This is a genomic window from Escherichia sp. XD33 (genome assembly GCF_019375075.1).
Lineage (GTDB): Bacteria > Pseudomonadota > Gammaproteobacteria > Enterobacterales > Enterobacteriaceae > Enterobacter > Enterobacter flexneri_A.
Window position 1 is genome coordinate 1 of sequence record NZ_JAENDM010000062.1, and the last position, 21,438, is coordinate 21,438.

At 47.4% G+C, this 21,438-nt stretch carries 21 protein-coding genes and 5 pseudogenes; 8 read left to right on the top strand and 18 right to left on the bottom strand.

Annotated features, from left to right (window positions below):
• Positions 1–120: 120 nt before the first annotated feature.
• The 6 genes and pseudogenes from K0778_RS22175 to K0778_RS22200 all read right to left on the bottom strand — a co-directional run.
• Positions 121–1,614: pseudogene (locus K0778_RS22175) on the bottom strand (lytic transglycosylase domain-containing protein); the annotation flags it as partial.
• A gap of 81 nt (positions 1,615–1,695) precedes the next feature.
• A complete protein-coding gene (locus K0778_RS22180) occupies positions 1,696–2,577 on the bottom strand; it encodes a morphogenetic protein (RefSeq protein ID WP_072643633.1) in 882 nt (293 codons plus the stop codon).
• 14 nt (positions 2,578–2,591) lie between these two features.
• Positions 2,592–3,203 (bottom strand): hypothetical protein, encoded by a 612-nt coding sequence (locus tag K0778_RS22185; RefSeq protein WP_000523980.1) that lies wholly within the window; start codon positions 3,201–3,203, stop codon positions 2,592–2,594.
• Positions 3,204–3,213: 10 nt separating this feature from the next.
• Positions 3,214–3,780 carry a hypothetical protein gene (locus K0778_RS22190; RefSeq protein ID WP_000188920.1) on the bottom strand — a complete coding sequence of 189 codons (567 nt, stop codon included), beginning with the start codon at positions 3,778–3,780 and terminating at the stop codon, positions 3,214–3,216.
• A gap of 209 nt (positions 3,781–3,989) precedes the next feature.
• Positions 3,990–4,769 carry a hypothetical protein gene (locus K0778_RS22195; protein ID WP_000765490.1) on the bottom strand — a complete coding sequence of 260 codons (780 nt, stop codon included), beginning with the start codon at positions 4,767–4,769 and terminating at the stop codon, positions 3,990–3,992.
• Between the two features lie 7 nt (positions 4,770–4,776).
• Complete coding sequence (locus K0778_RS22200; RefSeq protein ID WP_000908460.1) at positions 4,777–5,094, bottom strand: hypothetical protein; 318 nt, start codon at positions 5,092–5,094, stop codon at positions 4,777–4,779.
• Between the two features lie 580 nt (positions 5,095–5,674).
• On the opposite strand from K0778_RS22200, the gene K0778_RS22205 reads away from it, so the two are divergent.
• From K0778_RS22205 to hokD, 6 genes and pseudogenes are all read left to right on the top strand, one after another.
• Positions 5,675–5,896, top strand: coding sequence for a host cell division inhibitor Icd-like protein (locus K0778_RS22205; RefSeq protein ID WP_016231365.1), 222 nt, complete (start codon positions 5,675–5,677; stop codon positions 5,894–5,896).
• Entirely contained in the window at positions 5,893–6,936 is a 1,044-nt protein-coding gene (locus K0778_RS22210) for a phage antirepressor KilAC domain-containing protein (RefSeq protein WP_072643634.1), read from the top strand. Before K0778_RS22205 ends, K0778_RS22210 begins: the two co-directional genes overlap by 4 nt.
• A gap of 164 nt (positions 6,937–7,100) precedes the next feature.
• Complete coding sequence (locus K0778_RS22215; RefSeq protein WP_072643635.1) at positions 7,101–7,901, top strand: phage antirepressor KilAC domain-containing protein; 801 nt, start codon at positions 7,101–7,103, stop codon at positions 7,899–7,901.
• A 29-nt stretch (positions 7,902–7,930) separates the two neighbouring features.
• Positions 7,931–8,775 (top strand): annotated as a pseudogene (locus tag K0778_RS28395) (MarR family transcriptional regulator).
• A 36-nt stretch (positions 8,776–8,811) separates the two neighbouring features.
• Positions 8,812–8,928, top strand: a pseudogene (locus tag K0778_RS28400) (membrane domain protein); the annotation flags it as partial.
• Positions 8,929–9,109: 181 nt separating this feature from the next.
• Entirely contained in the window at positions 9,110–9,265 is a 156-nt protein-coding gene (gene hokD, locus K0778_RS22230; RefSeq protein WP_001313475.1) for a type I toxin-antitoxin system toxin HokD, read from the top strand.
• 116 nt (positions 9,266–9,381) lie between these two features.
• On the opposite strand, the gene K0778_RS22235 is transcribed toward hokD, so the two are convergent.
• Together K0778_RS22235 and K0778_RS28645 are read right to left on the bottom strand one after the other, a co-directional pair.
• Positions 9,382–9,891, bottom strand: coding sequence for a hypothetical protein (locus K0778_RS22235; protein ID WP_033550818.1), 510 nt, complete (start codon positions 9,889–9,891; stop codon positions 9,382–9,384).
• An 11-nt stretch (positions 9,892–9,902) separates the two neighbouring features.
• Entirely contained in the window at positions 9,903–10,142 is a 240-nt protein-coding gene (locus tag K0778_RS28645; RefSeq protein ID WP_001470211.1) for a hypothetical protein, read from the bottom strand.
• A 46-nt stretch (positions 10,143–10,188) separates the two neighbouring features.
• On the opposite strand from K0778_RS28645, the gene K0778_RS28650 reads away from it, so the two are divergent.
• Positions 10,189–10,407 (top strand): hypothetical protein, encoded by a 219-nt coding sequence (locus K0778_RS28650; RefSeq protein ID WP_001420245.1) that lies wholly within the window; start codon positions 10,189–10,191, stop codon positions 10,405–10,407.
• A gap of 112 nt (positions 10,408–10,519) precedes the next feature.
• Here the strand turns inward: K0778_RS28650 and K0778_RS22245 are convergent, their stop codons facing one another.
• The 9 genes and pseudogenes from K0778_RS22245 to K0778_RS22285 form a co-directional block, all read right to left on the bottom strand.
• Complete coding sequence (locus tag K0778_RS22245; protein ID WP_072643636.1) at positions 10,520–11,335, bottom strand: hypothetical protein; 816 nt, start codon at positions 11,333–11,335, stop codon at positions 10,520–10,522.
• A 9-nt stretch (positions 11,336–11,344) separates the two neighbouring features.
• Positions 11,345–12,850 (bottom strand): annotated as a pseudogene (locus tag K0778_RS22250) (hypothetical protein).
• Between the two features lie 59 nt (positions 12,851–12,909).
• Positions 12,910–14,616, bottom strand: a complete 1,707-nt coding sequence (locus K0778_RS22255; RefSeq protein ID WP_033550815.1) for a hypothetical protein — start codon at positions 14,614–14,616, stop codon at positions 12,910–12,912.
• Between the two features lie 264 nt (positions 14,617–14,880).
• Complete coding sequence (locus K0778_RS22260) at positions 14,881–15,846, bottom strand: ParB family protein (RefSeq protein ID WP_000725192.1); 966 nt, start codon at positions 15,844–15,846, stop codon at positions 14,881–14,883.
• Entirely contained in the window at positions 15,843–17,048 is a 1,206-nt protein-coding gene (locus K0778_RS22265) for an AAA family ATPase (protein ID WP_000817632.1), read from the bottom strand. Before K0778_RS22265 ends, K0778_RS22260 begins: the two co-directional genes overlap by 4 nt.
• Before the next feature lie 399 nt (positions 17,049–17,447).
• Complete coding sequence (gene repA / locus K0778_RS22270; protein WP_001076427.1) at positions 17,448–18,308, bottom strand: replication protein RepA; 861 nt, start codon at positions 18,306–18,308, stop codon at positions 17,448–17,450.
• 338 nt (positions 18,309–18,646) lie between these two features.
• On the bottom strand, positions 18,647–19,039 hold the full coding sequence (locus K0778_RS22275) for a hypothetical protein (protein WP_001281116.1): 393 nt from the start codon (positions 19,037–19,039) through the stop codon (positions 18,647–18,649).
• 177 nt (positions 19,040–19,216) lie between these two features.
• Positions 19,217–19,639 carry a hypothetical protein gene (locus K0778_RS22280; RefSeq protein ID WP_001514466.1) on the bottom strand — a complete coding sequence of 141 codons (423 nt, stop codon included), beginning with the start codon at positions 19,637–19,639 and terminating at the stop codon, positions 19,217–19,219.
• Between the two features lie 39 nt (positions 19,640–19,678).
• Complete coding sequence (locus tag K0778_RS22285; RefSeq protein ID WP_033550813.1) at positions 19,679–20,467, bottom strand: hypothetical protein; 789 nt, start codon at positions 20,465–20,467, stop codon at positions 19,679–19,681.
• Positions 20,468–21,073: 606 nt separating this feature from the next.
• On the opposite strand from K0778_RS22285, the pseudogene K0778_RS22290 reads away from it, so the two are divergent.
• Positions 21,074–21,331: pseudogene (locus K0778_RS22290) on the top strand (transposase); the annotation flags it as partial.
• A gap of 12 nt (positions 21,332–21,343) precedes the next feature.
• On the opposite strand, the gene K0778_RS27840 reads toward K0778_RS22290, so the two are convergent.
• A partial coding sequence (locus K0778_RS27840; RefSeq protein WP_063097250.1) for a hypothetical protein occupies positions 21,344–21,438 on the bottom strand: 95 nt, incomplete at its 5' end.

Consider the following 21,438-nt stretch of genomic DNA (forward strand, 5'->3'; position numbering starts at 1 on the left):
CGTACGGCCCACAGAATGATGTCACGCTGAAAATGCCGGCCTTTGAATGGGTTCATGTGCAGCTCCATCAGCAAAAGGGGATGATAAGTTTATCACCACCGACTATTTGCAACAGTGCCTTGCGCGTAACGCCCCTTTACCAACTGCCTTTAATCCAAATTTACCTGCTGCCCGGGCAGCCAAATCTCCACCTTCATGGGCGATAGTCTTCTTGCCACCACCGCGTAGCATTCCTACAAGTTTCTTTGCCCCCAGAGCGCCAAAAGCGAGTGCTCCAGCTTTTTTCAGCATGCCACGCCCCATTAACAACGACGCGACGCCACCGGCCCCCTTCCCTAACAGGCTAAATAGTTTGGACAGCAAGCCGCCCTTCTTTTTCCCGGTGTTTTTGGCTATCTGATCAAGGGCGCTGAGAATCTTGTCATTGCCCTCTTTAATTTCGCTGGTCTGCTCCTGAAGTTCCTGAACCGTCCGTTTTTGGGTGTTAACCTGAACGACATCGGCACTATTTTGCGATTTACGCCTAAAAAAACCTTTTCTACGGCTGTTATCGTCATTGCCACGAATCACATCGGCAATAGACTTTCTGGCACCATTAAGCGATCCACCAACTTCTTTTGATATCCCGCCAAGCTCCTTCCCTGCTGCCCACAATGGACCAGCAACGGCATAACCTAACGCATCGACGGCACGAGTCTCTGAAGGGTTACCTATGCCTTCAGCTACTTTTGACAGTTTTTTTAATAAACCTGATTCAGCATTTAGACGCTCATCATCCTCTTTGCGCCTGGCCTTTTCTGCTCGTTCAGCACGGGCATCTTCCGCTGCGGCCTTACTCCCTGACTTTCCAATAAAACGACCACGCGCATCGCGTTGGTTTTGGCTTTTTTGCGCACCGCCTTTTTGATCGAACATTTCGCGAGCGTGTTCGGCTGCTTCGGTACGTTGTGCCTTTATATCCTCTGGTATAGCCTTCCTGCGTCTTTTTTTACCCTTTGGTGTAGTTGATTTGGCCTGCTGTTCCTGTTGAGCAATGCCCTCCTGAACTACACGAGAAACGTCCCCTAAATTAAGCCGTTTCATTGCGTCAACAATAGGGTCTACTGATGGCGCATTGGCCACAAAGTCTGGCCGGGAATTTTCGATTGTTCGATTTAATGCCGACACACTGCGAGATACTGGGTCAACCGTTGCAACGCGTCCCCCTCTCAAATCACGAGCGAGTTTGACCGTTTCTAACCGCTGTGCTTTAACATCCTCTGTTATTGCCTCTCTTCGTCTATTTGGGGGATTGTGCGCTGTTGGTGCAGCCTGCTGTTCACGGTTAGTGACTTTGTCCTCCCGTATACGAGAAACGTCCCCTAAATTAAGCCGTTTCATTGCGTCAACAATAGAGTCCACTGATGGCACATTGGTCACAAAGTCAGGACGTGAATTTTCGATTGTGCGATTTAATGCCGACACACTGCGAGAGACAGGATCAACAGTTGCAACTCGTTCCCCTTTCAAATCTTCAACAGCTTCCCGAATACCTGCAAGCTCTTCCAGCTCTTTCGCGCTGGCGGTTTCAACTGTCCTTATAACATCGTCAATATTGGCGTTTTTTCTTTCCATGATCTTATCGCCTACCGTTTCGGTTTAAGTTTTTCTTCCAGTTTCTCCAACAGGAAAAACGCATAGGATTCAGTAAGCCTTTCAGCGTCCTGAATCGGTATACCCCCATACAAAACCAGGTTGGACACTAAGGTCTGATAGCTTTTCAATCCCCACCTGTGGAATGAAGTCGGTAGCCCGAAAGGGCACCCACAGACGGGTATACGCACCCTCTGTGGACTCCTTTGTATCCTGGTTTGGGCATTTGTGCGGCGGGAGACGAAGACGCATTTCGCCTTTATCGATGTAGCACGGTAAACCATGTTCGAGCTTTTCATGAGCCAGCCGGATGTGTGCCGCCAGCTTCATAAATTCAGTATCAATGGCCATCCGTTTGATCGTTTCATAACGACGCTCAGCCTGCTCTTCACGAGTACCGCTAACATCGTTATAAAGTTCACACTGATAAGCGAATTCCCAAAAACGCAAATCAACGATCGCTTCTTTGAATTCCGCGTCGTCTTCAGGTGGCAATGCTGCTCGGCGCATCTCCAGCATTTCCATTGCCCAACCATCAAGCGGCACGATACGCCATTGATAAGGTACTCCCTCTACAGGCACCTCAATATCGTCAATGAAAGGTTCCACTTCCAGGACCTGGATATCTTCAGCCAGAGCATTCATATCGCAATCGTAATAATGCTCTTTACCGCAATGTTTACAGGTGTAGGTGAATGTCTCGACCGGTGTTTCACGGGAGCCGGTAAATATCCACCATAACGCGGTAATCCGGTCCTGCGCCGTCCATGTCAGGGGATCATGTTTCGCGGGTTCAGCCAGCAAGGCTTTTAAATACGCCGTTGTCTGTTGTTCTTGTTCCTCCGGTGTTATCGAGTTGAAACGCATCGCATCAGCAATATTTGGCTGACGGAACTGGATCAATTCAGTTGGCCGCGATGGTAGCGGGAAAAGAGGTAAAAGCATCCTTGCTCCTTAATTCAAAGAGAAAAGCTAAAGCCCAGAAGGGAAGCCAAAGAACTTGAGGATTGGTTAAACGTGCTGTGCAATGCGAAGGTCATTGGGAATGACTTAAATTCAGTAACCTGATCTCGCGCATAGGTGACATCGCCGGTAGTGACCGGGAATACCGTCATCTCATTTTCCAGTTTGGTTAAGCCGGAAGACAGCAACCGATAAATACGCACATTGAGCAAATATTTAGACGGTATATTCCCGGTACCGTCCGGATTGATCACCCGACTTTTTGCCGTCTTAAACCAGTCCAAAACGAGGCCATCAACGGTATCCCTGACCATCATCGTTATCTGCCCAGGCGAACGCTCCGTTGGCTGAAGGATATTCCCTCCGCCGATTTTAATCGTTTCATATTCGATGCTGTAATCGTGGTAGGTAATATCTTTGGCAAAGAAATCTGCCCCCTCCAGTCCATCAACTTCGACAGAGAACTGCCATCCTTGCGCGAACAGCATTTTGTTCATGATGATTGACGTCAGCTTACCAACTTCCCGCTCACCAACGCCGGAGCCAAATAATGTCGTCGTTAATGCCGAAGATACATAAGACTTTACTGAAGCAACATTAAGCCCCATATCAGCCCCCTCACTTCAACATGGATGAGAAAAGAACAATTCCCGGGATAATTGCCCTTGTTGCGCTCATTTTCTCTTCCAGATCCAGCTTTCGCTGATACAGCGTGTTCTCGTCGGATAAATTGCTGGCATCGAGTTTCCCCGCGATAGATATTCTTCGCAGGCGATCAGTGTTAGGTATTGCGATTAGCACTTCCAGATAGTCAGAAAGTAACCCAATGATTTCAGGTGGAACTTCCCCATTATCAAGATCCATATCACGCAAATTAGCCAGATATGACACATTCAGTGGGTATACCGCTCGATGGGTATCTTCAAGCTCGATATTCCCATCGTAAACATCGGAGTAGACAAGATCGCCGGTGTGATCTGTAACCGATACGAGCGCAAGAAAATCAGCTGGGCAAGCAAGTGATTTACAGGTCTGATCAGTGAAGCGTATCCGCTTGATGTGTCCCGCCCTATCCTGGTAGGTTCCCAATGCTTTTCTTAGCAGGGATTCCAGTAAGGCAGGTTCATCCGCAATCAAAGGTGTGAAGCGGGATTTGACGTCTTCGAGCAATTGTCGTGGTGTCATTGAAACCTCGTAGAATCTGGTGTGTTAACCGATTCTACGAGTAGTCATTTGTTCATTGAGTAGGAATATTGTTGTCTGGGGGGTAATCAGTGTAGGTGGAATGAGGGATATGATATGGTTATCACATAATCAGGTTGTTTTGAGTAAAACAATAAAACGCCCTTTAATGGGCGTTTTTTTAAAACTTAAATTGACTATCCTTTCAAATACTATTTTAATTCTATGTAATTTTTAAATTCTCCCTCATATTTATACATGATGCTATCAAATCCTTCCATTACATCAACGAATTGTTGTGAACATTCCGGCTTCCAAGGCGTACACTTACGAACCATATCCATTTTTTTCTTATCCTTCGTTGTATCGACTAAGGATAGGTACCCTATAAAATTCATCATCTGAACAGGATCTTGATTTGTGAATATATATTTGACGTTTTGCTTAGTAGGCGAAAAAGAATCAAAAGCAGGGAACATATATTCACCAGAAAAAGAGAGTGCAGCATCAATGACGTCTGTTGCAGGAGTGCAGTTGCTCAGAATTGGCACTAAGCTAAAATTAGCACCTGAGCACACTGCATATATATCATCCCCTTTTTTTAGTTTTAACAGAGAGTCTTGCTTTGAATCCAATATTTTCAATTTGATATAATTTAGTGGCGTTGCATTTTCCCCTGGAGTAAATAACTCTACAATTGGTTTATTATTCACCATTCTTATGGATTTTATTTCACCATACACAATTGGAATTGTGTTCCATTTTTCCTGAGCAGCAAATTCATTATCTTTAAAATCATTAACCAACTCAGATGGCAAATGATAACCAAATTGATTGTTCATTGCTTTCGAAGCAAATCCAGACAAATAGAATGCCCTTACTAAATCATAATCTTTCTTTGAGGTAGAAAGCCAATCTGGCAATTTATTATCAGCTATCGCGCTTCCAGCAAAAATAGCACAACAAAATGTTATTACATTAAATAATTTCATTTTCCATTCACTCATTAATCGGTTTAAACTCACTAATTAATTCACCAAGACTATTTGGGTATGCTTTATAAATAACATACTCCGAAGAGCCATCTGAATATTGGTAAACCCCATAACAGACCAGTTTATTTATTCCTTTCTGAATAGTTTTTTGATTATAAGAATCAACCACTGTTATTCCATATGACGATAATATTTCGTTATATTCTTCAATAAGAGCTTTTCTTGTTTCCACTGAATTACAATCTACCTTCGAAAAGTCAACTTCATCAGCAAAAACATTAAATGTTAAAAAGGAAAGCACTAAAAACAAACGAATCAGCATAAATCCACTCCTACGCATGGATTAATAGTCATTGATCGCAAAGGCGTAAACTTGCCAAAGGTATTTCGTATAATCGGTACAAATCTCCTTTACGCTTGATGCTGCATTAACAGTCCCAGCCATAAATAATAACGATAGTAATAGTTTTCTCATTATAACCTCACCTGCCTTATAACCCATTTAGGGTACATATTTTCGCCTTTAAAAAAAAGAGGTTATTAGATCCAATTGTGTATTTATTAAGCAGATAATGCTCTAATAAATTTGTATTTTTAAGTCACGAATGCTATCTTTTCGCATCATATTGACCTTTTAATCGTTCAGGCTTATAGTTCCGCCGTCGTAGCAAATTCTGCGACCGGGTTTAGCAGCCTGAATGATTGTGCGGACAGCCGCAGATATCCGATATTGCGGTATTTTTGTGTCCGTAAAACCGCGTTACGCCCAAATTATGGTGGGGCGTGATGGGGAGGCTTCGGCCTGCTGGTTTCACAATCGCCAGTCTGCTAACCCCGTCACGTCCTGCCACCTGTTTAGCAGCGGGTAGCAGGTTGTTAAACCTGATTGTGAGGCCGTAACTATGGTTAATGCCAATCCTTGCGCACGCCCAGAATTCATCTGGCGTTTCTATTCCTGTAAAAAACACCACTATCACTTCGTTATCGCAGCAACTGAAGACGAAGCACGCTCTCAATTGCCTGATGGTCCCTGCATTTTTACTGCCCGTTTTTCTACTAACTCGCGCAATTCACTTAGTTACTGGAACCTCCCCTTCTCTGCTGACGTTCAGGGGGTTTTATGAAAAAACCTCTCGTCACCCGTAATGAAATAGCCGAAGCGATCGCCCTGCATACTGCCTGTATGCCGACACGGGAGATCCCCGGCGCAATTGCCAACTATTTCATGATAACCAGGCGTTTTTATACCCGAACAGATAAGGCTGTGATCAACAGGCTACTGATAGCCGAGATCAGGGATTATTTGATTGAACAAGGACGTCTACGTTACGCAACGGTGGCAGCAGAAATGAGAAAGGAGGCACATAGAATGACCAGTAATAATTTGAATGTTAAAAAACCAGCACCTGTTGCTTCAGCAACGTCAGCACCAGCCGTGAATGTCATCCCCACCACCGGAGACACAATCGACAGCCTGACACTGTTAAAGATGGTCAATGAAGCGCGTAAGTTATGTGGGGAACCAGAGGTTCGGAACAACAAATTCATCGAAAAAATACTCGACGAATTAGAAGGTGAGGACGGTTACACAAAAAGTGCAACCGTGCCGCCAGGTGGCGGTACGCCTATGGTTGTCATAACCATGACCTACAAACAAGCCCTGCGAGTCGCCGCGCGCGAATCGAAAGCGGTCCGCCGTTCGCTGATCGACAAACTGGAAGAATTGCAGCAGGCAAACTCACCTACCCCATCGATCCCCCAGACATTACCAGAAGCCCTACGCCTGGCTGCCGAGTTAGCAGAACAGAAAATGCAGTTGGAACAACAGCTGGTGGCCGCAGCCCCTAAAGTCGATTTTGCCGACCGGGTATCAGTGGCCAATGGAATCCTGATCGGGAACTTTGCAAAGGTCGTTGGACTTAAGCAAAACGCCCTTTTCTCATGGTTGCGCCAGAACGGCATTCTCATGGCTTTTGGTGCGCGCAAAAACGTACCGCGCCAACAGTACATCAACGCCGGGTATTTCACAGTGAAAGAAGTGGTGCTGGATGATGAAAATGGCTACCAGATACGGCTGACGCCCCAATTAACGGGTAAAGGCCAGCAGTGGTTAACTCGCAAGCTACTTGATGCTGGTTTGTTAAAACCAGTAGCAATAGGTTAACAAAAGAAAAAAACCTGCCAGCAAACTGGCAGGTTTCTGAGCAGATCGACCAACCCGATCTGGATCGGGCCAGAAAAATTTGCTCTAATAAATTTCGTTTTCTAAGTGCAAAGAATCACCATTTGGAGCTGGTGATTGAAGGTTGATGCAAATTTGGAGAAAAAATGCAACAAACATTCGATGCGGATATGAATATATCAAACCTTCATCAAAATGTCGATCCTTCAACCACTCTGCCTGTTATTTGTGGTGTTGAAATTACGACCGACCGCGCTGGCCGTTACAACCTTAATTCTCTACACAGAGCGAGCGGACTCGGTGCCCATAAAGCGCCAGCTCAATGGCTAAGAACGCTGTCAGCCAAACAGCTCATCGAAGAGCTTGAAAAAGAAACTATGCAGAATTGCATAGTTTCGTTCGAAGGCCGTGGCGGCGGCACTTTTGCCCATGAATTGCTCGCAGTGGAGTACGCAGGCTGGATTTCTCCCGCGTTTCGGCTGAAGGTAAACCAGACATTTATCGACTATCGAGCCGGAAGATTACAACCTGCTATTCCGCAGAGTCTCCCTGAAGCTCTCCGTTTGGCTGCCGACCTGGCAGAGCAAAAGCAACGGCTGGAGCAAAAAATGCTGATGGATGCACCTAAAGTCGAATTCGCCGAACGCGTTGCTACCGCCAGCGGGGTTCTAATCGGCAACTATGCCAAAGTGCTCGGCCTGGGCCAAAACTATCTCTTCACCTGGTTGCGTGATAACGGAATTCTGATCGCAACCGGTGAACGCAGGAACGTCCCCAAACAAGAATACATATCCCGTGGGTATTTCACCCTTAAAGAAACCGTGATCGATACAAGCAATGGAAGCAGGATTTCTTTCACGACTCCTATAACCGGCAAAGGTCAGCAGTGGCTGATGAAGCGATTGCTTGATGCTGGTGTGCTGGTACCTGTCGCGGCAACGCGCTAACAGACGTAGTAAGAACCACCAGCATTGTAATGCTGGCTAAAGTCACTTTCCTGAGTTGTATAACGATGAGCGATTTTACTTTTTCTGGCTATGAATTGGCCTGCTTTGTAACACACTCCGGTCTATCCCGTAGCGCCGGGCATATCCTGTCGCAATGTGCAAATCTCGCGGCAACAACTAGTGAATACTTCATTCACAAGCCTCACCGCCTGATCGCGGCAGAAACTGGTTATAGCCAATCAACCGTCGTTCGTGCATTCCGTGAAGCTGTAAACAAAGGAATTCTGTCTGTAGAGATTGTTATCGGCGATCACCGTGAACGTCGCGCTAACCTGTACCGGTTTACACCATCCTTTTTGGCCTTCGCACAACAAGCCAAAAATGCGCTGACTGAAAGCAAATTAAAGATCTCTTCAGCGGCAACCAAGGTTAAAGCTGTTATCGCTAAGACATTGGCTTTATTTAATTTTATATCCACACCCCATGTCAAAATGATACCCCCTCCTCCTGTCAGGATGACGTGGCAATAAAGAATAAGAAGTCACAAGTTAAAAAAACAAAAAGATCAGTTTCCGGCGGTGCCGGAACGTCCAGACTCAAAAAATTGACTTCATGGATCGCTGAGGCAAAAGCAAAGGCTGACAATCTGCGGTTATCCCAAAAACGCGCTCAAAAACATGAGTTCAAGCAGAAAGTAGAGGCGGCTGCGCGGAAATATGCTTACCTGAAGAACAAGCGTTCGCCTGATATTGGCGGGATATCAAACTTCGATAACCTACCGCATTGCATGACGGTAAACGAAGCTCTTAATGCGGTTTTAGCCAAAAATAAAGATAACGATCAATGGGGTATACCGGCGGGATTCAGAGGGTGATAGATTGCTCTAATCTGGAGTCACCTGGCGTTTTCAGTATGGATTTTCTTTGGCGCGGTCTGGCCATTAGGGATCATGTTTGCTGCAACGTTTCTTCTGATGTGGGTATTCACCCTTCCAGGTGATTTCTATAGAAAAAAAGCCAGACATTGATACAATCGCTGCGGGTGCTTGAGGCTATCTGCTTCAGGCATTACCCGAAAAGCAGATAGAAGAAAGCCCCAGATAACATTACGCGTCCTGCAAGACGCTTAACATTAATCTGAGGCAATATCTATGCTTAGCATACGTAGATTAGCCTCTTACCGACCAAAAGGTCAAGGAGAAGCAGGCTATGAAGCAGCAAAAAGCGATGTTAATCGCTCTGATCGTCATCTGTTTAACCGTCATTGTGACGGCACTGGTAACGAGGAAAGACCTCTGCGAGGTACGAATCCGAACCGGCCAGACGGAGGTCACTGTCTTCACAGCCTACGAATCTGAAAGGTAAGAGACCTGGCGGGGAGAGATCCCCGCCACTCTTCGTGTGTCAGGTATCCTCAATGCACCCTTTCCTCTCCAAATAAAAAAGCTCCCGAAGGAGCTTTAAAATACAAGGGATGACTCTTAATCCCACTCAATCCAGTTGTAGACGATACGAAGTGACGGGCGCACAGCGGCAGTCACATCTTCGGTACTAAAGTCGATTGCATCACTGTAGATTTTGCAGTCCAACATTTCAATTGTTGTAGCAGCTTTTGTCACAGCGTTAACCCCGGAAGCTTTGGATTCAGGGGTAGCAGCCATCGTGATATCAACATAGTCCTTCGCCGCAATGCGATCCTTAATGAACTGAAGAATATCGCCTTCGATAGTCTCCACGCACTGGACCTGGATTTCCCCAGAGTTTCGAATTGCTCCGTGCTGGTTGAACTTCACACCATTCGGACCATAGTCCTCCACATCCTCTCGAGTCATTTCAGGGATTTGCGACGTGCGAACCAGTACGCTGATATCTTCATGGCCTGCAAAAGTGAGCTGGAATTCAGAAGATACCAGTCGTTCGCCTTTGGCCGCGTTGGCAGTATAGCGGCCCTTAATAAATTTACGGTTTCCCTTAGTGTTATTGTGCCCCATATAAAATCCTTTTACTGGAACGCCCGAACAATATCGGAGCTGTTATATATCGAAGAACCGGTCAACTGGAGGTTGACGGTGTTTTTCAGGAAATATCCATTACTGTCCCTTGGCGCATCGAGATCAAAACTTAAGTCCTGGATGGCGACATCGGTGATGTTGATCCGGCGACCAATGTTTAGCGTCACGCGCTCCGGGATTCGACCACCAACATTGGCCGCTTTTAGTTCCGGGCTAATCATGGCTGTCAACGCGGCGATAGCGCCTGAAACTTCAATGAATGGATTGTTCAAAGCAATGAAAGTTACAGGCAGCGTGAACGTCGGCGGAGTCCCCCCTTCCCAAACCATTAAGCTATTCCAACGGGCAACCGACGTTGTTTCAGTACCTACTTGCACAAAACCACCCAGAGCACCAGAAACAGATCCCATGGACATACCGGTAAACGGCGCTTCCCAATTCTGGGCCATGTTCATTGCCGCTCCCTGGCTGATATATCCGGTAACCTGGTACTGAGAGTTCGTTAAAGTAACTTTCAGATATGGCGATACACCGTCAGCCTGGCTGTAAACCCCATAAGCTATAGGAGCCATTCAAGTTAAAGGCCGGAGTTCTCCGGCCTCCTCCTTTAGCCAAGGCGCTTACGGCGCAGTTTCATTGACTTTTTGCGGGCAAGTTTTGCCGCGCCGGTCTGGGCTTTTCGACGCACTTTTTTCAGCGCCGATTTTTGAGCCGCAGTCAGACGTTTTTTACGCAGGCGTTTACGGATGAGTTTGATCTCACCGTTACGAACAACCTTCTTAAATGCTTCAGTCAGCATTTCATCAGAAGTGCCAGCAACAACAAACGCCGCTTCCAGTTCGTCGCGGTCGTCGCTATCTAAACCAGCGATAGAGGCACCAACATCAGCAGCTGCGTCGTCGTCTTCATCGTCAGCCAGTGCTTCGATCAGGTCATCATCTACACCGCATGCTGCGAGGAAGTCAGCAACATTTGCCCATGCTTCGTTATAGGCATCGTCCTGTTCTTCTGTAACTTCGGAGTCGTCGTCATCAGAGATACCAGCGATAGCCTGAACGAAACCATCAAGGGAGTCGAAAGTCAGATCACCGCTATCAGCCCAGGCGAAAACGGCGTCGGCCGCATCACTCAACGCATTCTGCATAGCACTTCGATTTGCAGCTTCCAGAATCATCTGGTGCGCCTGTTCGACGGTCCATTCTTTACCGTCTTTCCCTTCCAGGATTTGCTCAGGAGCCGTGGCAGATGGAGCGTTATCGTTAGTCTGTGCCGCCGGTTCCGGATTATTATTAATAACCGGATCTGTTGTCGGTTCGGCGCTTGCTCGGGCAGACTCCATCAACTGCACAAGATCAGAGTTCAAAGCGAAACGAGACAGTCCATTCCCCAAAAATACCCCGGATTGAAAAAAGTTTTTGCTCATTGTATTTCCTTACTTAATAAGCAGCGGTACGCCCTGGATACGACGGGCTACGCCAGTCGGGCAGCAGGCCCAGACTACTTCCCATTTATCGAATTCCGCCTGCGTAACTTTCAGCACATACGGTTCTGTACCGTCAGCATCAGGATCACGAGGAGCCACCAGAGCGCCGGAGGCGACAAAGCGATCCAAAAGTTTGGTCATCCCTTTAGTCAGGCCAGACTCAGTAATGCCGTCCGGGTTATGCTTCATCTGTCGGGCTAACTGGACAAAGAAACGGCTGATTGCGTTCATCAGGGATGGGACGTGCTGGAAATGCAGATAGTTGTCCTGCGTGCAGCAAGTTAAAGCATCATCGATGATCATCTGGCCCGAAGTACCTACAGATACTTTATTGAGTCGGCCCTTGACCATAGCTTCTTCGTCCGGGGTGTCTTCAGGATACAGCGGCTGAAGTGATGCACGAGCAATGACGGCACGTTCTTCACCAGCCGGTGAGTAATGCCAACCGCCGACATCGGAGTTTTTCTTGACGCCACGAGCTTTCGCCGCATACGCCGCGCCAGACAGACCGAAGACCACGCGGGATTGGGTCCATTTGTCTTTGCAGGAGAACGGGAAATGATAGACAGCACAGCTTACATAATCGGTACCAAGTAAACCGGTATCTTCAACAGCAGAGATCGCCGCATTGTCATAGCAACCCAGGCCGAGAACAGCGGTGTGCATGTACGGCGCATTGTTCAGCACTTTCACCGCACGCAGGTAAGCAGCAGTGGAAATGTTCGACTGATCGCCGTTGGTACCGCCAGTGAACGCCAGCGATTTTTTATTTGTTACTTTCGCCGTCGAAATCAGCTCTTCATTAACAACCGCGCGCAGATATTTAGAACGGGCTTCCAGAGCCGTAGGCAGATAACACAAGCGGCCCATGTCATCTTTCGCTTCTTCCGCCAAAGACACAGTGTGTGTCTCCAGGGTCGTTACCACACCGAGCGAAGTCGTCTGGGTCAGTTTTAAGAGGAAGCGTTCATTACCCGCGCTGTCCGCTGTTGCCGTTTCGATGGTTAACTAACGGGTAGGAGAAATACACGGATCACCATCATCAACGTAGATAGCAAAGGCTTCGCCGCTATCAAGTTCAATTTCAGAACCGTATGGCAACGCACTGTAAGCCGGTTCGCCTGATTCATCGAACATAATAATCGGGAACTTCGCATCATCCGGAACAGCACGGACAACATAACCAGACGTTTGCTGAATAGCTTCGTACACATGGCGAATTGGTTCGAACTGTGAGCCGGAGGACGGCTTCAGCGGTTCGCCGAGAACATCTTCGTAATTGGACTCAGTAACCGCAAGAACAGTAAACGGCTTGCCACGCGCAAATACGCCAATACCAGCCCACAAGCTGCTATTTAATGCAACACCGGTAGATAACGTCGCATCGGCATTGATCGGGCTAACAGCGACACCGGATGCATTACCTAATGACTGTTGAATTGAATATTGAGACATAACTTTCCCTGTTATGCGCCCCGCACGGGGCGCTATGTTAAACGGAGAACTTCCCCTGATTACTCAGAGTCACCGGCATCAATCGTGTCGCTGCTTATAAAGTTAAGCCCGCCTTTTTTGGCCATTGTCAGCGTTACACGAGTGAAGTAATCAGCGCCGTTGCGTGGGTGCATATCGTTGATAGCCGAACCCCACAGCGTGGTACGGTTGACCAGCACCGGAGTGGTCGGATGCTGGAACGGGATGGCCGGGACAGCATCACCAGTCACGAAGCCTGCTTTACCCGGATTTTCATCACGGACGTAGCACAGCACATCCATCGAGCTGAACTGAATGTTCTCTGTCGTTAAGTTCTTACAAATACCAGCAGGTACTTCGTACACTTTCACGTTACCGAACAGGGTACCGATGTAGTGAACATACGGAGTCTGGATATAGTCTTCGGCTGGCTGGAAGAAATCCTTCGGCAACTGTTTGAAGAAAGATGCTGCATCAGCACCAGCAAACATCCCCATCGCACCAGAAGATTTAACGCGCTCAATAATGTCGCGATATACAGTCTGGAATTTGCCACGAATGATGGTTGCCCATACATCAAAGGACTGGTTAACCGGCAGAGCGATGTCAAAGGTGTCGGTCGCAAGAGTACGCCAGATCATGATGCGAAGACGCAGCATATCCTGTTCATGAGACAGGTATTCCTTCAGGGTGCGGAACTGTAGGGAACCCAGGTCCAGACCAAATTCACGCTGTGCTACATACGCCGCCTGTACCGTGTGCTCAGCCGCGATAACGAACTGACTTGGGAACAGGGTGTATTTCTTCATTTCGTGGTTGATCAGCGGGATCAGCTCAGGAGCGGCTTCAATATTGATTTCCGTCTCAATTGCGATCTCAGTGCCTTTATCCGGCGCTTTGGAGAACGACAGGGCAATCTGACCAATGTTGTAGTTCAGAGAGCAGGTAACAGTGATTTGCTCACCAGCAGCATTAGTAAACGAGTGAAGTAGGCTGCCGGAACCGTTATCAACAACAGACTTAATACGGTTAACGTAGATGTTAGTGCGACCTTTTCGGATTGGTACATTCTGGCCTTCGAAGTCTTCCATCTTGAAGGTTGCGGTTTTGCTGGTGCCATCGGAGCTTGCCACCAGCACATAGCGGCGACGTAACTGGCTGTACACACCGACGGATTGCATGTCCAGAACATCACCAGCAGCATAAGAACCAAAAGATGAACCTGCCACGTTAAAGACTTCATAGATGTCGGACTGGTCACGCGTAACCGGAATGAAGGTACACGCATCAGCGGTAGCTGCCCCCAACTGAACAGGCAGGATCATCGCGAGGAATAAAGGCAGACGCATAACACCGTCAGAAACGCTCATCATCTCTGCTGCGACGGATTCCAGCATCGCTTTATTAGTGGCATCCATGCTATTGCGGGTGGACTCAATCAGGCAGTTTTCCAGCGTCTGGTGGCAGGAGGCCAGAATTTCCGGACGCGGCATAGATTTATGTGCTGCGGCGTAGTCAGCCAGTGCACTTGCCCACGCTGTAGCGATTTGAGCGGTGGCATTATCAGAGATACCCGCAAAAACCGGGTCTTTACGTGCAGCTTCAAGGATAGATGCGGCACGCGCGGCATCATCTTTAATGAATTGGTTATCAGTACCGAACTGCGCAGTGCTTGCCCAGCCAAGCACAGCTTTAGAGCGTTTTGCGATATCTGCAATACGATTCTGGTATTCGCGTAAGTTACTCAATTTACTCTTCCTTAAACACAAGGCACTTGTGTGAATCCCTTTTCGGAAGAGATTTTATTGAAAGTCACTTGTTGACTTTCTCGCGAAAAGTAATTTTTTAAATTTTTTGTGCGGGGAAGTGGACGGTGAATGCAGGCGTTAAATCGTGGGAATTTCAGTCTGAAATTCTCCTAAAAAACACATGCAAATCATAAGGTTAGTAATGAAATTGGTGCGGGACATTTTAGGAAGGGGAGGGGCTAACACCACCTCCCACCAGCGGGATTATTCCCCAGCAGACATTTTCCCAATGATTTTTTTTATTGCTTCGTCAATTTCAGTTTGCACTTCAGACGGGAGTCTGGAGAACTCGTAGGCGACAACCCGTTTTTTCGGATCGGACTTCTTTCGAGCATATTGGCGACGGTCAGAGAAGTCTCGCAGCTTCTCAACCACCACAGATTTAACCGGCGCGGGCTTCAGGCTTTTGCTTTCCGCTTTGAAGATAGCCAGTATCTTCGCTTTATCCTCTTTCGCGCCCTCAGTCTCTGCAATTCGTTCGCGCACCGTATCAACCAGCTCTTCAATAGGCACGCTTTTAGCGTTGGCATCCTCGGAGATCTGGAGCAGTAACTGGTAATCTGGCAGGGCGAGATCGCTGGCAACAGGGAAGACAGCAATCATCTCATCCGGCACCGCTGCCGCCTGGAACGCGCGCGTAACTTTAGCCTTTGAAATGTTCTCAGCGCGGGCGATCTCTTCTTTGGTCATGCTCTTACCATACATAACCTCGAAGCGTTTACCCAGTTCGCGCAGGGTGTGTTCGCGGGCTGTCTGGATATCAATGGCCAGCTGGCGTGCATCCGCCAGGCTGATCTCATCTTTCGTCACCAGAATCTCAAATTTCGTTTCATTGAAGATACACGCAGCGCGGCGACGTGATCCGTCCAATACCTCAATGCGCTCCCCAACCATACGACCGATAGCCGGGAAGAACTGTTGCAATTTAATGGTGCGGGAAATATCGCTTACCGACTCAGGGGTGAGCAGAGACTGATCGCGGCCGTTAACTGCCGGGTCAACGAACGTGCGCGACTCAATCTCACCACTCAGCACAACGGTAAGCAAAAATTTAGCCTGGCGGCCAGATTTTAGGGTAAAGGTTTTGGTGCCTTCACTGCCTTCAAGCATGCGAGCAAACTCGGAGCTATTCTTGCCCAGCACTCGTCCACGGGAAACTATTTTTTTCATGCCGCCTCACCCCTAACAAACTCAATTCGATCAAACACAGCCTTAGTGAAACGCTCGGCCTCGGTTCGTGCCTTCTTCAGCGCCTCTGCACTGCCTGGATACGATTGCGGGTTGGCACTGATTACGGTGTCGAAAGACTCGCCGCATCGCTCAAATCCATCCAGACGAGGCAGAGAAGAGTCCAGAATGTTGCTGGCGTAAACCTCACGCGCAAGGCTGTGTGATGTCTCGTGATCGCGCTTGCCGGTCATCTTCGACATAAAACCAATGCTGGCGCTTAAACGCGGTTCTACGCCTTCCTCCTCCAGTTGCTCCAGCATTTCTGGCAGACGGGTGAGATATTTCAGTGTTGAGTGGAAGTCAACCTGGGCTGGTGGGGTAGGGGTAAGCAGCAAATCGCTGGCCGCCAGACCGTTGAGCAGGAACGGATCCAGGTGTGGACCGGTATCAATAAAGATAAAGTCATAATCATCCGCAACACGATCAATGATATTGCGTCGAAGGATTTCGTACTGATTTTGTCCGGGAAGATGCTCTTCAACCAGCTCTTTCCATTGGCTGGCAACAAAGCCATCGTCGATAGAGGCTGGAATCACGTCTACGCCAGGAACGATGGTCGGACGAATCACCTCTTTGCGTAGCGTCTCCGCGTCCAAGTCGTTCAGCATCGCCTGCGCGGCGGTTTCCAGGATGGAACCAATACTGTGAGTATGGTCGAGGAACATTGTGCTGGATGCCTGAGGGTCAAGGTCAATTACCAGAATGCGCAGATCGTGACGCAGTAAATCCTGATGCACACGCAGAGCGTGCGCCAACGTGACTGTGGAAACCGTTTTGGATACGCCACCCTTCAGGTTTACGACAAAAATAACGTAAGGCGATTTGTGAATGTCGCGATATTTTGGGATCTTACGGTGGGCATAGATATCAATGACGTTCTGGATGGTCAGCGCGTACTGTTCAACGTTACCGACCTGTTTCTTGTTGAACTGGTACCCATCATCTTCCATCTCTTTGATGGCCTGCTCCACAATGCGGCGGCTCAGCTTCGGCAACTTTGCCACAGCGTTACGAGTGAACGTCTGATAATACTCGGTCTGATTGAACTCTTTGCGCTGATCTTCAATATCCTGACTCATGGCCTTAAGTAATGCGCTTGCACGAAGAGCTATGGTGCCGACACCGCCGTAATCGCGTTTCATCATCATCTCCTTATCATTTCGTATGAGTGAATTGTACGTTTGATTCTGCTACGTGCAACTTATTTTGATTCGTGCGTAAATTATTGCACGTAAAGAAATGGCGATGAGGCTATTAGATGTGTGCTGGAGGGATGATGCAGGACCAGAATGTGCGATAGAGGGAAGTCGCATTGAATTATGTGTTGTGGAGGGATCGCTGGTATCAAATATGTGCGCTGAAGGGAAAGATAGAAGATTAGATGTGCGCTGGAGGGAAACTTGGATGGTTAGATGTGTGCTGGAGGGAATGTCTGGGCAAACTGCGTGGCGCAACCCTCCAGCGCACACCAAAAACAGGAAAATGGGCAGGCATTCCCGGCAGCGCACATTTTTCAAATGCAGCTGCCCTCCAGCACACACTTATTCGGGAAGTTTCAGCTTTGGATTGCGAGAATGGACGATTACAAAACTTTCCCGGCCTTTCTTCTCAATTGAACAGTCGAGATAGCCGATTGTTTTAAGCTGTTCTATCGCTTTCTTAATGATACGGTTTTGCTCGCCAACAGCTGACTGCAAAGCCAGGCGCTCACGGATTCGCGCGAACGATAGCGGCAACGGATTCTGCGGAAGGCTTTCGATGAAAGTGTAAATGGCTTGTGCAGCTTCTTTCTTCGGAAGGGCACGCAAGGCGTGGTGTTGCAACAGAACGCGATAATCAAGCTGGAACAGCTCCCAGAGCTTCGAATCGGCCTCCAGCTCTATCAGATCAAGGTCAGCATCAAAACGCCCGACCTTCAGCAGACCAGTCTGATAGCCGCCTTTAGCATCTTTTCCGCGCTTAAAAGCGATACCCTTGTTACGCAAGCGTCCAAGTGATTCATGAATGGTTAAACGCAGTTTCGCATCCAGACGTTTTGAGGGGAAACCACAGGCTTTAGCGAACTCCTGAAACGATAACTGGATGGTGTTTGAAGACAAGCCGTATTTGCTGAACGCGTAGATGACACCGATCCACGTTTTGAAATCAGTATCCATATCGAGTCGAGGACCGGTGATTTTAATATCATCGTAACCCTCGGCTTTAGCTATCTCCAGCTGGGAAAACGCTTTGGTGGCATCAATCTCTTTACTTTCTCCTTTGCTCTTTGATGGCTTCGGAACGAATACCCCCAAGCGCATCAACGCTACAGGCTGCACAGTGTTGTTTGAATTAACTGTTAGTTCTTTTGCCTTACTTTCAATGTCTGCGTAAAGAATATCGGAGATAAATGATTGATTCATATTACTTTTTCCGAATTATGTGGATAGTTTTTATAAGTGGTGATAACTACCCAGGCTTTCCCGTCAGCACACATCCTATATCCCGCCAGCACACATTAGCAACCCGTCAGCACACATTTTTATCCCTCCAGCACACATCGTTTTCCCTCCAGCACACATCGTTTTCCCTCCAGCACACATCGCGATACACTTCTAAGCCAGACGTGGCGCGGCCTGCAACGATCAGGGATCTATATGGATCTAATTGGGATCTGTATGGACCTAATTATTGGATCTACCCAGTGGATAATGTGGATAAGTGAAAAACCGGCCAACATAGCCGGTTGGAAGGAAGGGTATTATTCTACGCTTTCGATAAGAAGACCATGTTCATAACATTTAAGCTCATCGCCTTCGTACAGGAATTGGTATCCAATACCACCATTTTCATGGACATTAGGGAATAACTCATAACTCACTGAAGAGCAAATCACACCAATGCAGCGATCAACGCCTTCTCGTTCTTCAGTGCTGAAAAAATCCTCTTCGGTAAGGACATGAGTACATTGCTCATCAGCATAGGTCGGAAATACATGCTCGATGCAATCCGGGTGTTTTAAACCAAGCTGATCGGCAAGCTCGAAAGCATGACGGTATTGTTCAGATCCTGGCTTGCCAACAGTGATGTGCTCAATTTTGTAGATTGAAGTTGCTTTGTTGATAGTTTGCTTTACTGTTACTTTATCAGACATAAAAATCCCTTTTAGTTACCTCTGATAGCGCGGTTGTAATCATTAACGTTGCGATTCTTCCTGTTAATCCCCATCAGCATCGTTTCTGTATCGAGGATATACGCTGGCAGATCATCAAAATATTCACTGCTAAACTCTGGCATCCTGCACATAAATGCACTTTTGGGGGCAGGGTGGTTAACCTTTGTCGGCGTCGGCGTTAAATTCGCTGATCGACTGCCGGAGCAACCGCTGAGTGTCAGCAGGAATGCGCTGGCGAACATTACCCGCCGCAACCAGTTGTTTCTGAACTTCAGCTTTTCGTTCCATTTGCCTGTCAGCATATTTGGCTTGTTCTGATTCATTTTTCACTTCCTGGCTGTGAAAATGTTGCTCTGCTTTGTTCATCGTCTCAATGGTCTGGTTAAGATCCATTATTGACTTATCACGTTCCTTAACAGCCTGATCAAGACTGCCAATTTTCTCCATGGCTTGCTTTAGCTGATGACGTTCCCATGCAAACCCAGCACCAACAAGTGCGCAAATCAGAACAAGAACACCAGTAGCAGCAAGTTTCTCCTTCAAAGACAAAGCTGTTTTTAACGTAGAAAAGAATGACATGTCTTCCTCCTGAAGAAAAATTATCAATGAAGTCCTTTGTTACTGTGCCGCTTTGTTTAATTCATCAAGAACAGAATCAGGAACCAAAGCGGCAACTGCGCTGGCTGTGCTGACCTTATTTGCTGATGCTTCTGCAAGCGCGGTACCGATAGCATGGTTATAAGCAGTTATGGCTACGTTGGCGCTTTCATTCGCTCGTTCATACTGCTGTTGTAACGCAGTTGTGGGCGCTGTTGTCTGGTTGAAAACAACCCCAAACTGTTCAGTTGCTACTTTCAGAGATTCAATTTGCTCTTCTGTTAGTGCTGGTGGGGGAGTGGCAGTGCCGCCGCCTGAACCAGAGCCTGACGAGCTTCCTGAGCCAGTGTTAAGGGTCTGGTTAATCTCCCCCATAGCAGCGACTAAACTTGATGTATTAAGCGCGTTAACAGCGTCCTCAAGCGATTTAGTAATATTCACATCACCAATGGCAATAGAGATCGGCAGTTCTGAAACTTCTCGCTCATTAGCACGGCAGTAAACATCCCAACCAATATCGAGTTGAAGCAGCATTGACAGATCTGCATAACCAGCCAACAGGTCCGCGTGCTTAGTTGCCAGTTCTCCAATGTTCGTTAAGCCGGTTGTGGTTGTTCTGATCGTTGAAACATAGCTGGTAATAGTGTCGGGATAGACAATTGTATCCAGAATTAATCCGGTCAATTCTTCTGCAAGCAGTTTTGCTGTGTTAGCACTGTTTCGTGCCGATGTTATGGCACCAGGTGTTTTCATCCCACCGGCGGCGGCCAATTTTTTATATGCGGATAACTGGTAGTCTTTTTCCAGCATGATATCTCCTAACTTACCTGAACCAGGCCGTCTCCGGACGCTACGGTAGATCCGCATGAAACAGGGTCACCAACGCATACGATCCCTTTACCATTGACGGTAAACCATGCCCTGGTTGATATAGCTTGCCCACCGTGCGTACTGTTTCCATCGGTATGCTGTGCATATTGCTTACCATCAACTAACACTTCGACTCCGTTGACTTTAAGTAGTGGTTCACTCTCTACAGGAGGCCTGGATGGGAATCCTCCGTGCCCCGAACAAATGCTGTCTTTTGTTGCAATACTTGCCACGTCATCACCAATTATTTGCTCTGGTTTTCGTTATTTTAACTTAGGTTACTTGTGGTCTAAATGGCGTCAACTATTGCATAATTGCTCTAATAAATATTGTTTTTTATGTCTTGTTTTCGGTACCATTCAGCCATCGCCCTTCAATGGGTATTTGTTTGGAGTCGTCAGATGCAGATGGAGCTAATAAGCCGCAAAGAGTTCGATAGCCGTGTAACCAGCGGTGAACTCGACAACTTGCAGGTGAAGTGGTTTACTGAATTTGGCCACCTGAACAGAGGTGATATGCTCACCTCAGAACAACACAGGTGCTCCAATGAAAAAAAGAAATTTCAGCGCAGAGTTTAAACGCGAATCCGCTCAACTGGTTGTTGACCAGAACTACACGGTGGCAGATGTCGCCAAAGCTATGGATGTTGGCCTTTCCACAATGACAAGATGGGTCAAACAACTGCGTGATGAGCGTCAGGGCAAAACACCAAAAGCCTCTCCGATAACACCAGAACAAATCGAAATACGTGAGCTGAGGAAAAAGCTACAACGCATTGAAATGGAGAATGAAATATTAAAAAAGGCTACTGTAGATTCAATCTGTCAATGCAACACCCCTTTCAATTATCTCTTTCGGTGTTTTGAACTTCAGTGTCTTTCTCGGTCTGTTGTTTAGCTGAGCAGCAACCA

Excerpts from the sequence above, each read along its gene's own strand:
- K0778_RS22185 (WP_000523980.1), bottom strand. The coding sequence starts at position 3,203 with ATGGGGCTTAATGTTGCTTCAGTAAAGTCTTATGTATCTTCGGCATTA.
- K0778_RS22260 (WP_000725192.1), bottom strand. The coding sequence starts at position 15,846 with ATGAAAAAAATAGTTTCCCGTGGACGAGTGCTGGGCAAGAATAGCTCC.
- K0778_RS22200 (WP_000908460.1), bottom strand. The coding sequence starts at position 5,094 with ATGCTGATTCGTTTGTTTTTAGTGCTTTCCTTTTTAACATTTAATGTT.
- K0778_RS22235 (WP_033550818.1), bottom strand. The coding sequence starts at position 9,891 with ATGGGGCACAATAACACTAAGGGAAACCGTAAATTTATTAAGGGCCGC.
- K0778_RS22280 (WP_001514466.1), bottom strand. The coding sequence starts at position 19,639 with ATGTCATTCTTTTCTACGTTAAAAACAGCTTTGTCTTTGAAGGAGAAA.
- K0778_RS22190 (WP_000188920.1), bottom strand. The coding sequence starts at position 3,780 with ATGACACCACGACAATTGCTCGAAGACGTCAAATCCCGCTTCACACCT.
- K0778_RS22195 (WP_000765490.1), bottom strand. The coding sequence starts at position 4,769 with ATGAAATTATTTAATGTAATAACATTTTGTTGTGCTATTTTTGCTGGA.
- K0778_RS22205 (WP_016231365.1), top strand. The coding sequence starts at position 5,675 with ATGGTTAATGCCAATCCTTGCGCACGCCCAGAATTCATCTGGCGTTTC.
- K0778_RS22265 (WP_000817632.1), bottom strand. The coding sequence starts at position 17,048 with ATGAAACGCGATTACGGCGGTGTCGGCACCATAGCTCTTCGTGCAAGC.
- repA (WP_001076427.1), bottom strand. The coding sequence starts at position 18,308 with ATGAATCAATCATTTATCTCCGATATTCTTTACGCAGACATTGAAAGT.
- K0778_RS22245 (WP_072643636.1), bottom strand. The coding sequence starts at position 11,335 with ATGAGCAAAAACTTTTTTCAATCCGGGGTATTTTTGGGGAATGGACTG.
- K0778_RS22180 (WP_072643633.1), bottom strand. The coding sequence starts at position 2,577 with ATGCTTTTACCTCTTTTCCCGCTACCATCGCGGCCAACTGAATTGATC.
- K0778_RS22215 (WP_072643635.1), top strand. The coding sequence starts at position 7,101 with ATGCAACAAACATTCGATGCGGATATGAATATATCAAACCTTCATCAA.
- K0778_RS28650 (WP_001420245.1), top strand. The coding sequence starts at position 10,189 with ATGAAAGTTACAGGCAGCGTGAACGTCGGCGGAGTCCCCCCTTCCCAA.
- hokD (WP_001313475.1), top strand. The coding sequence starts at position 9,110 with ATGAAGCAGCAAAAAGCGATGTTAATCGCTCTGATCGTCATCTGTTTA.
- K0778_RS22285 (WP_033550813.1), bottom strand. The coding sequence starts at position 20,467 with ATGCTGGAAAAAGACTACCAGTTATCCGCATATAAAAAATTGGCCGCC.
- K0778_RS22275 (WP_001281116.1), bottom strand. The coding sequence starts at position 19,039 with ATGTCTGATAAAGTAACAGTAAAGCAAACTATCAACAAAGCAACTTCA.
- K0778_RS22210 (WP_072643634.1), top strand. The coding sequence starts at position 5,893 with ATGAAAAAACCTCTCGTCACCCGTAATGAAATAGCCGAAGCGATCGCC.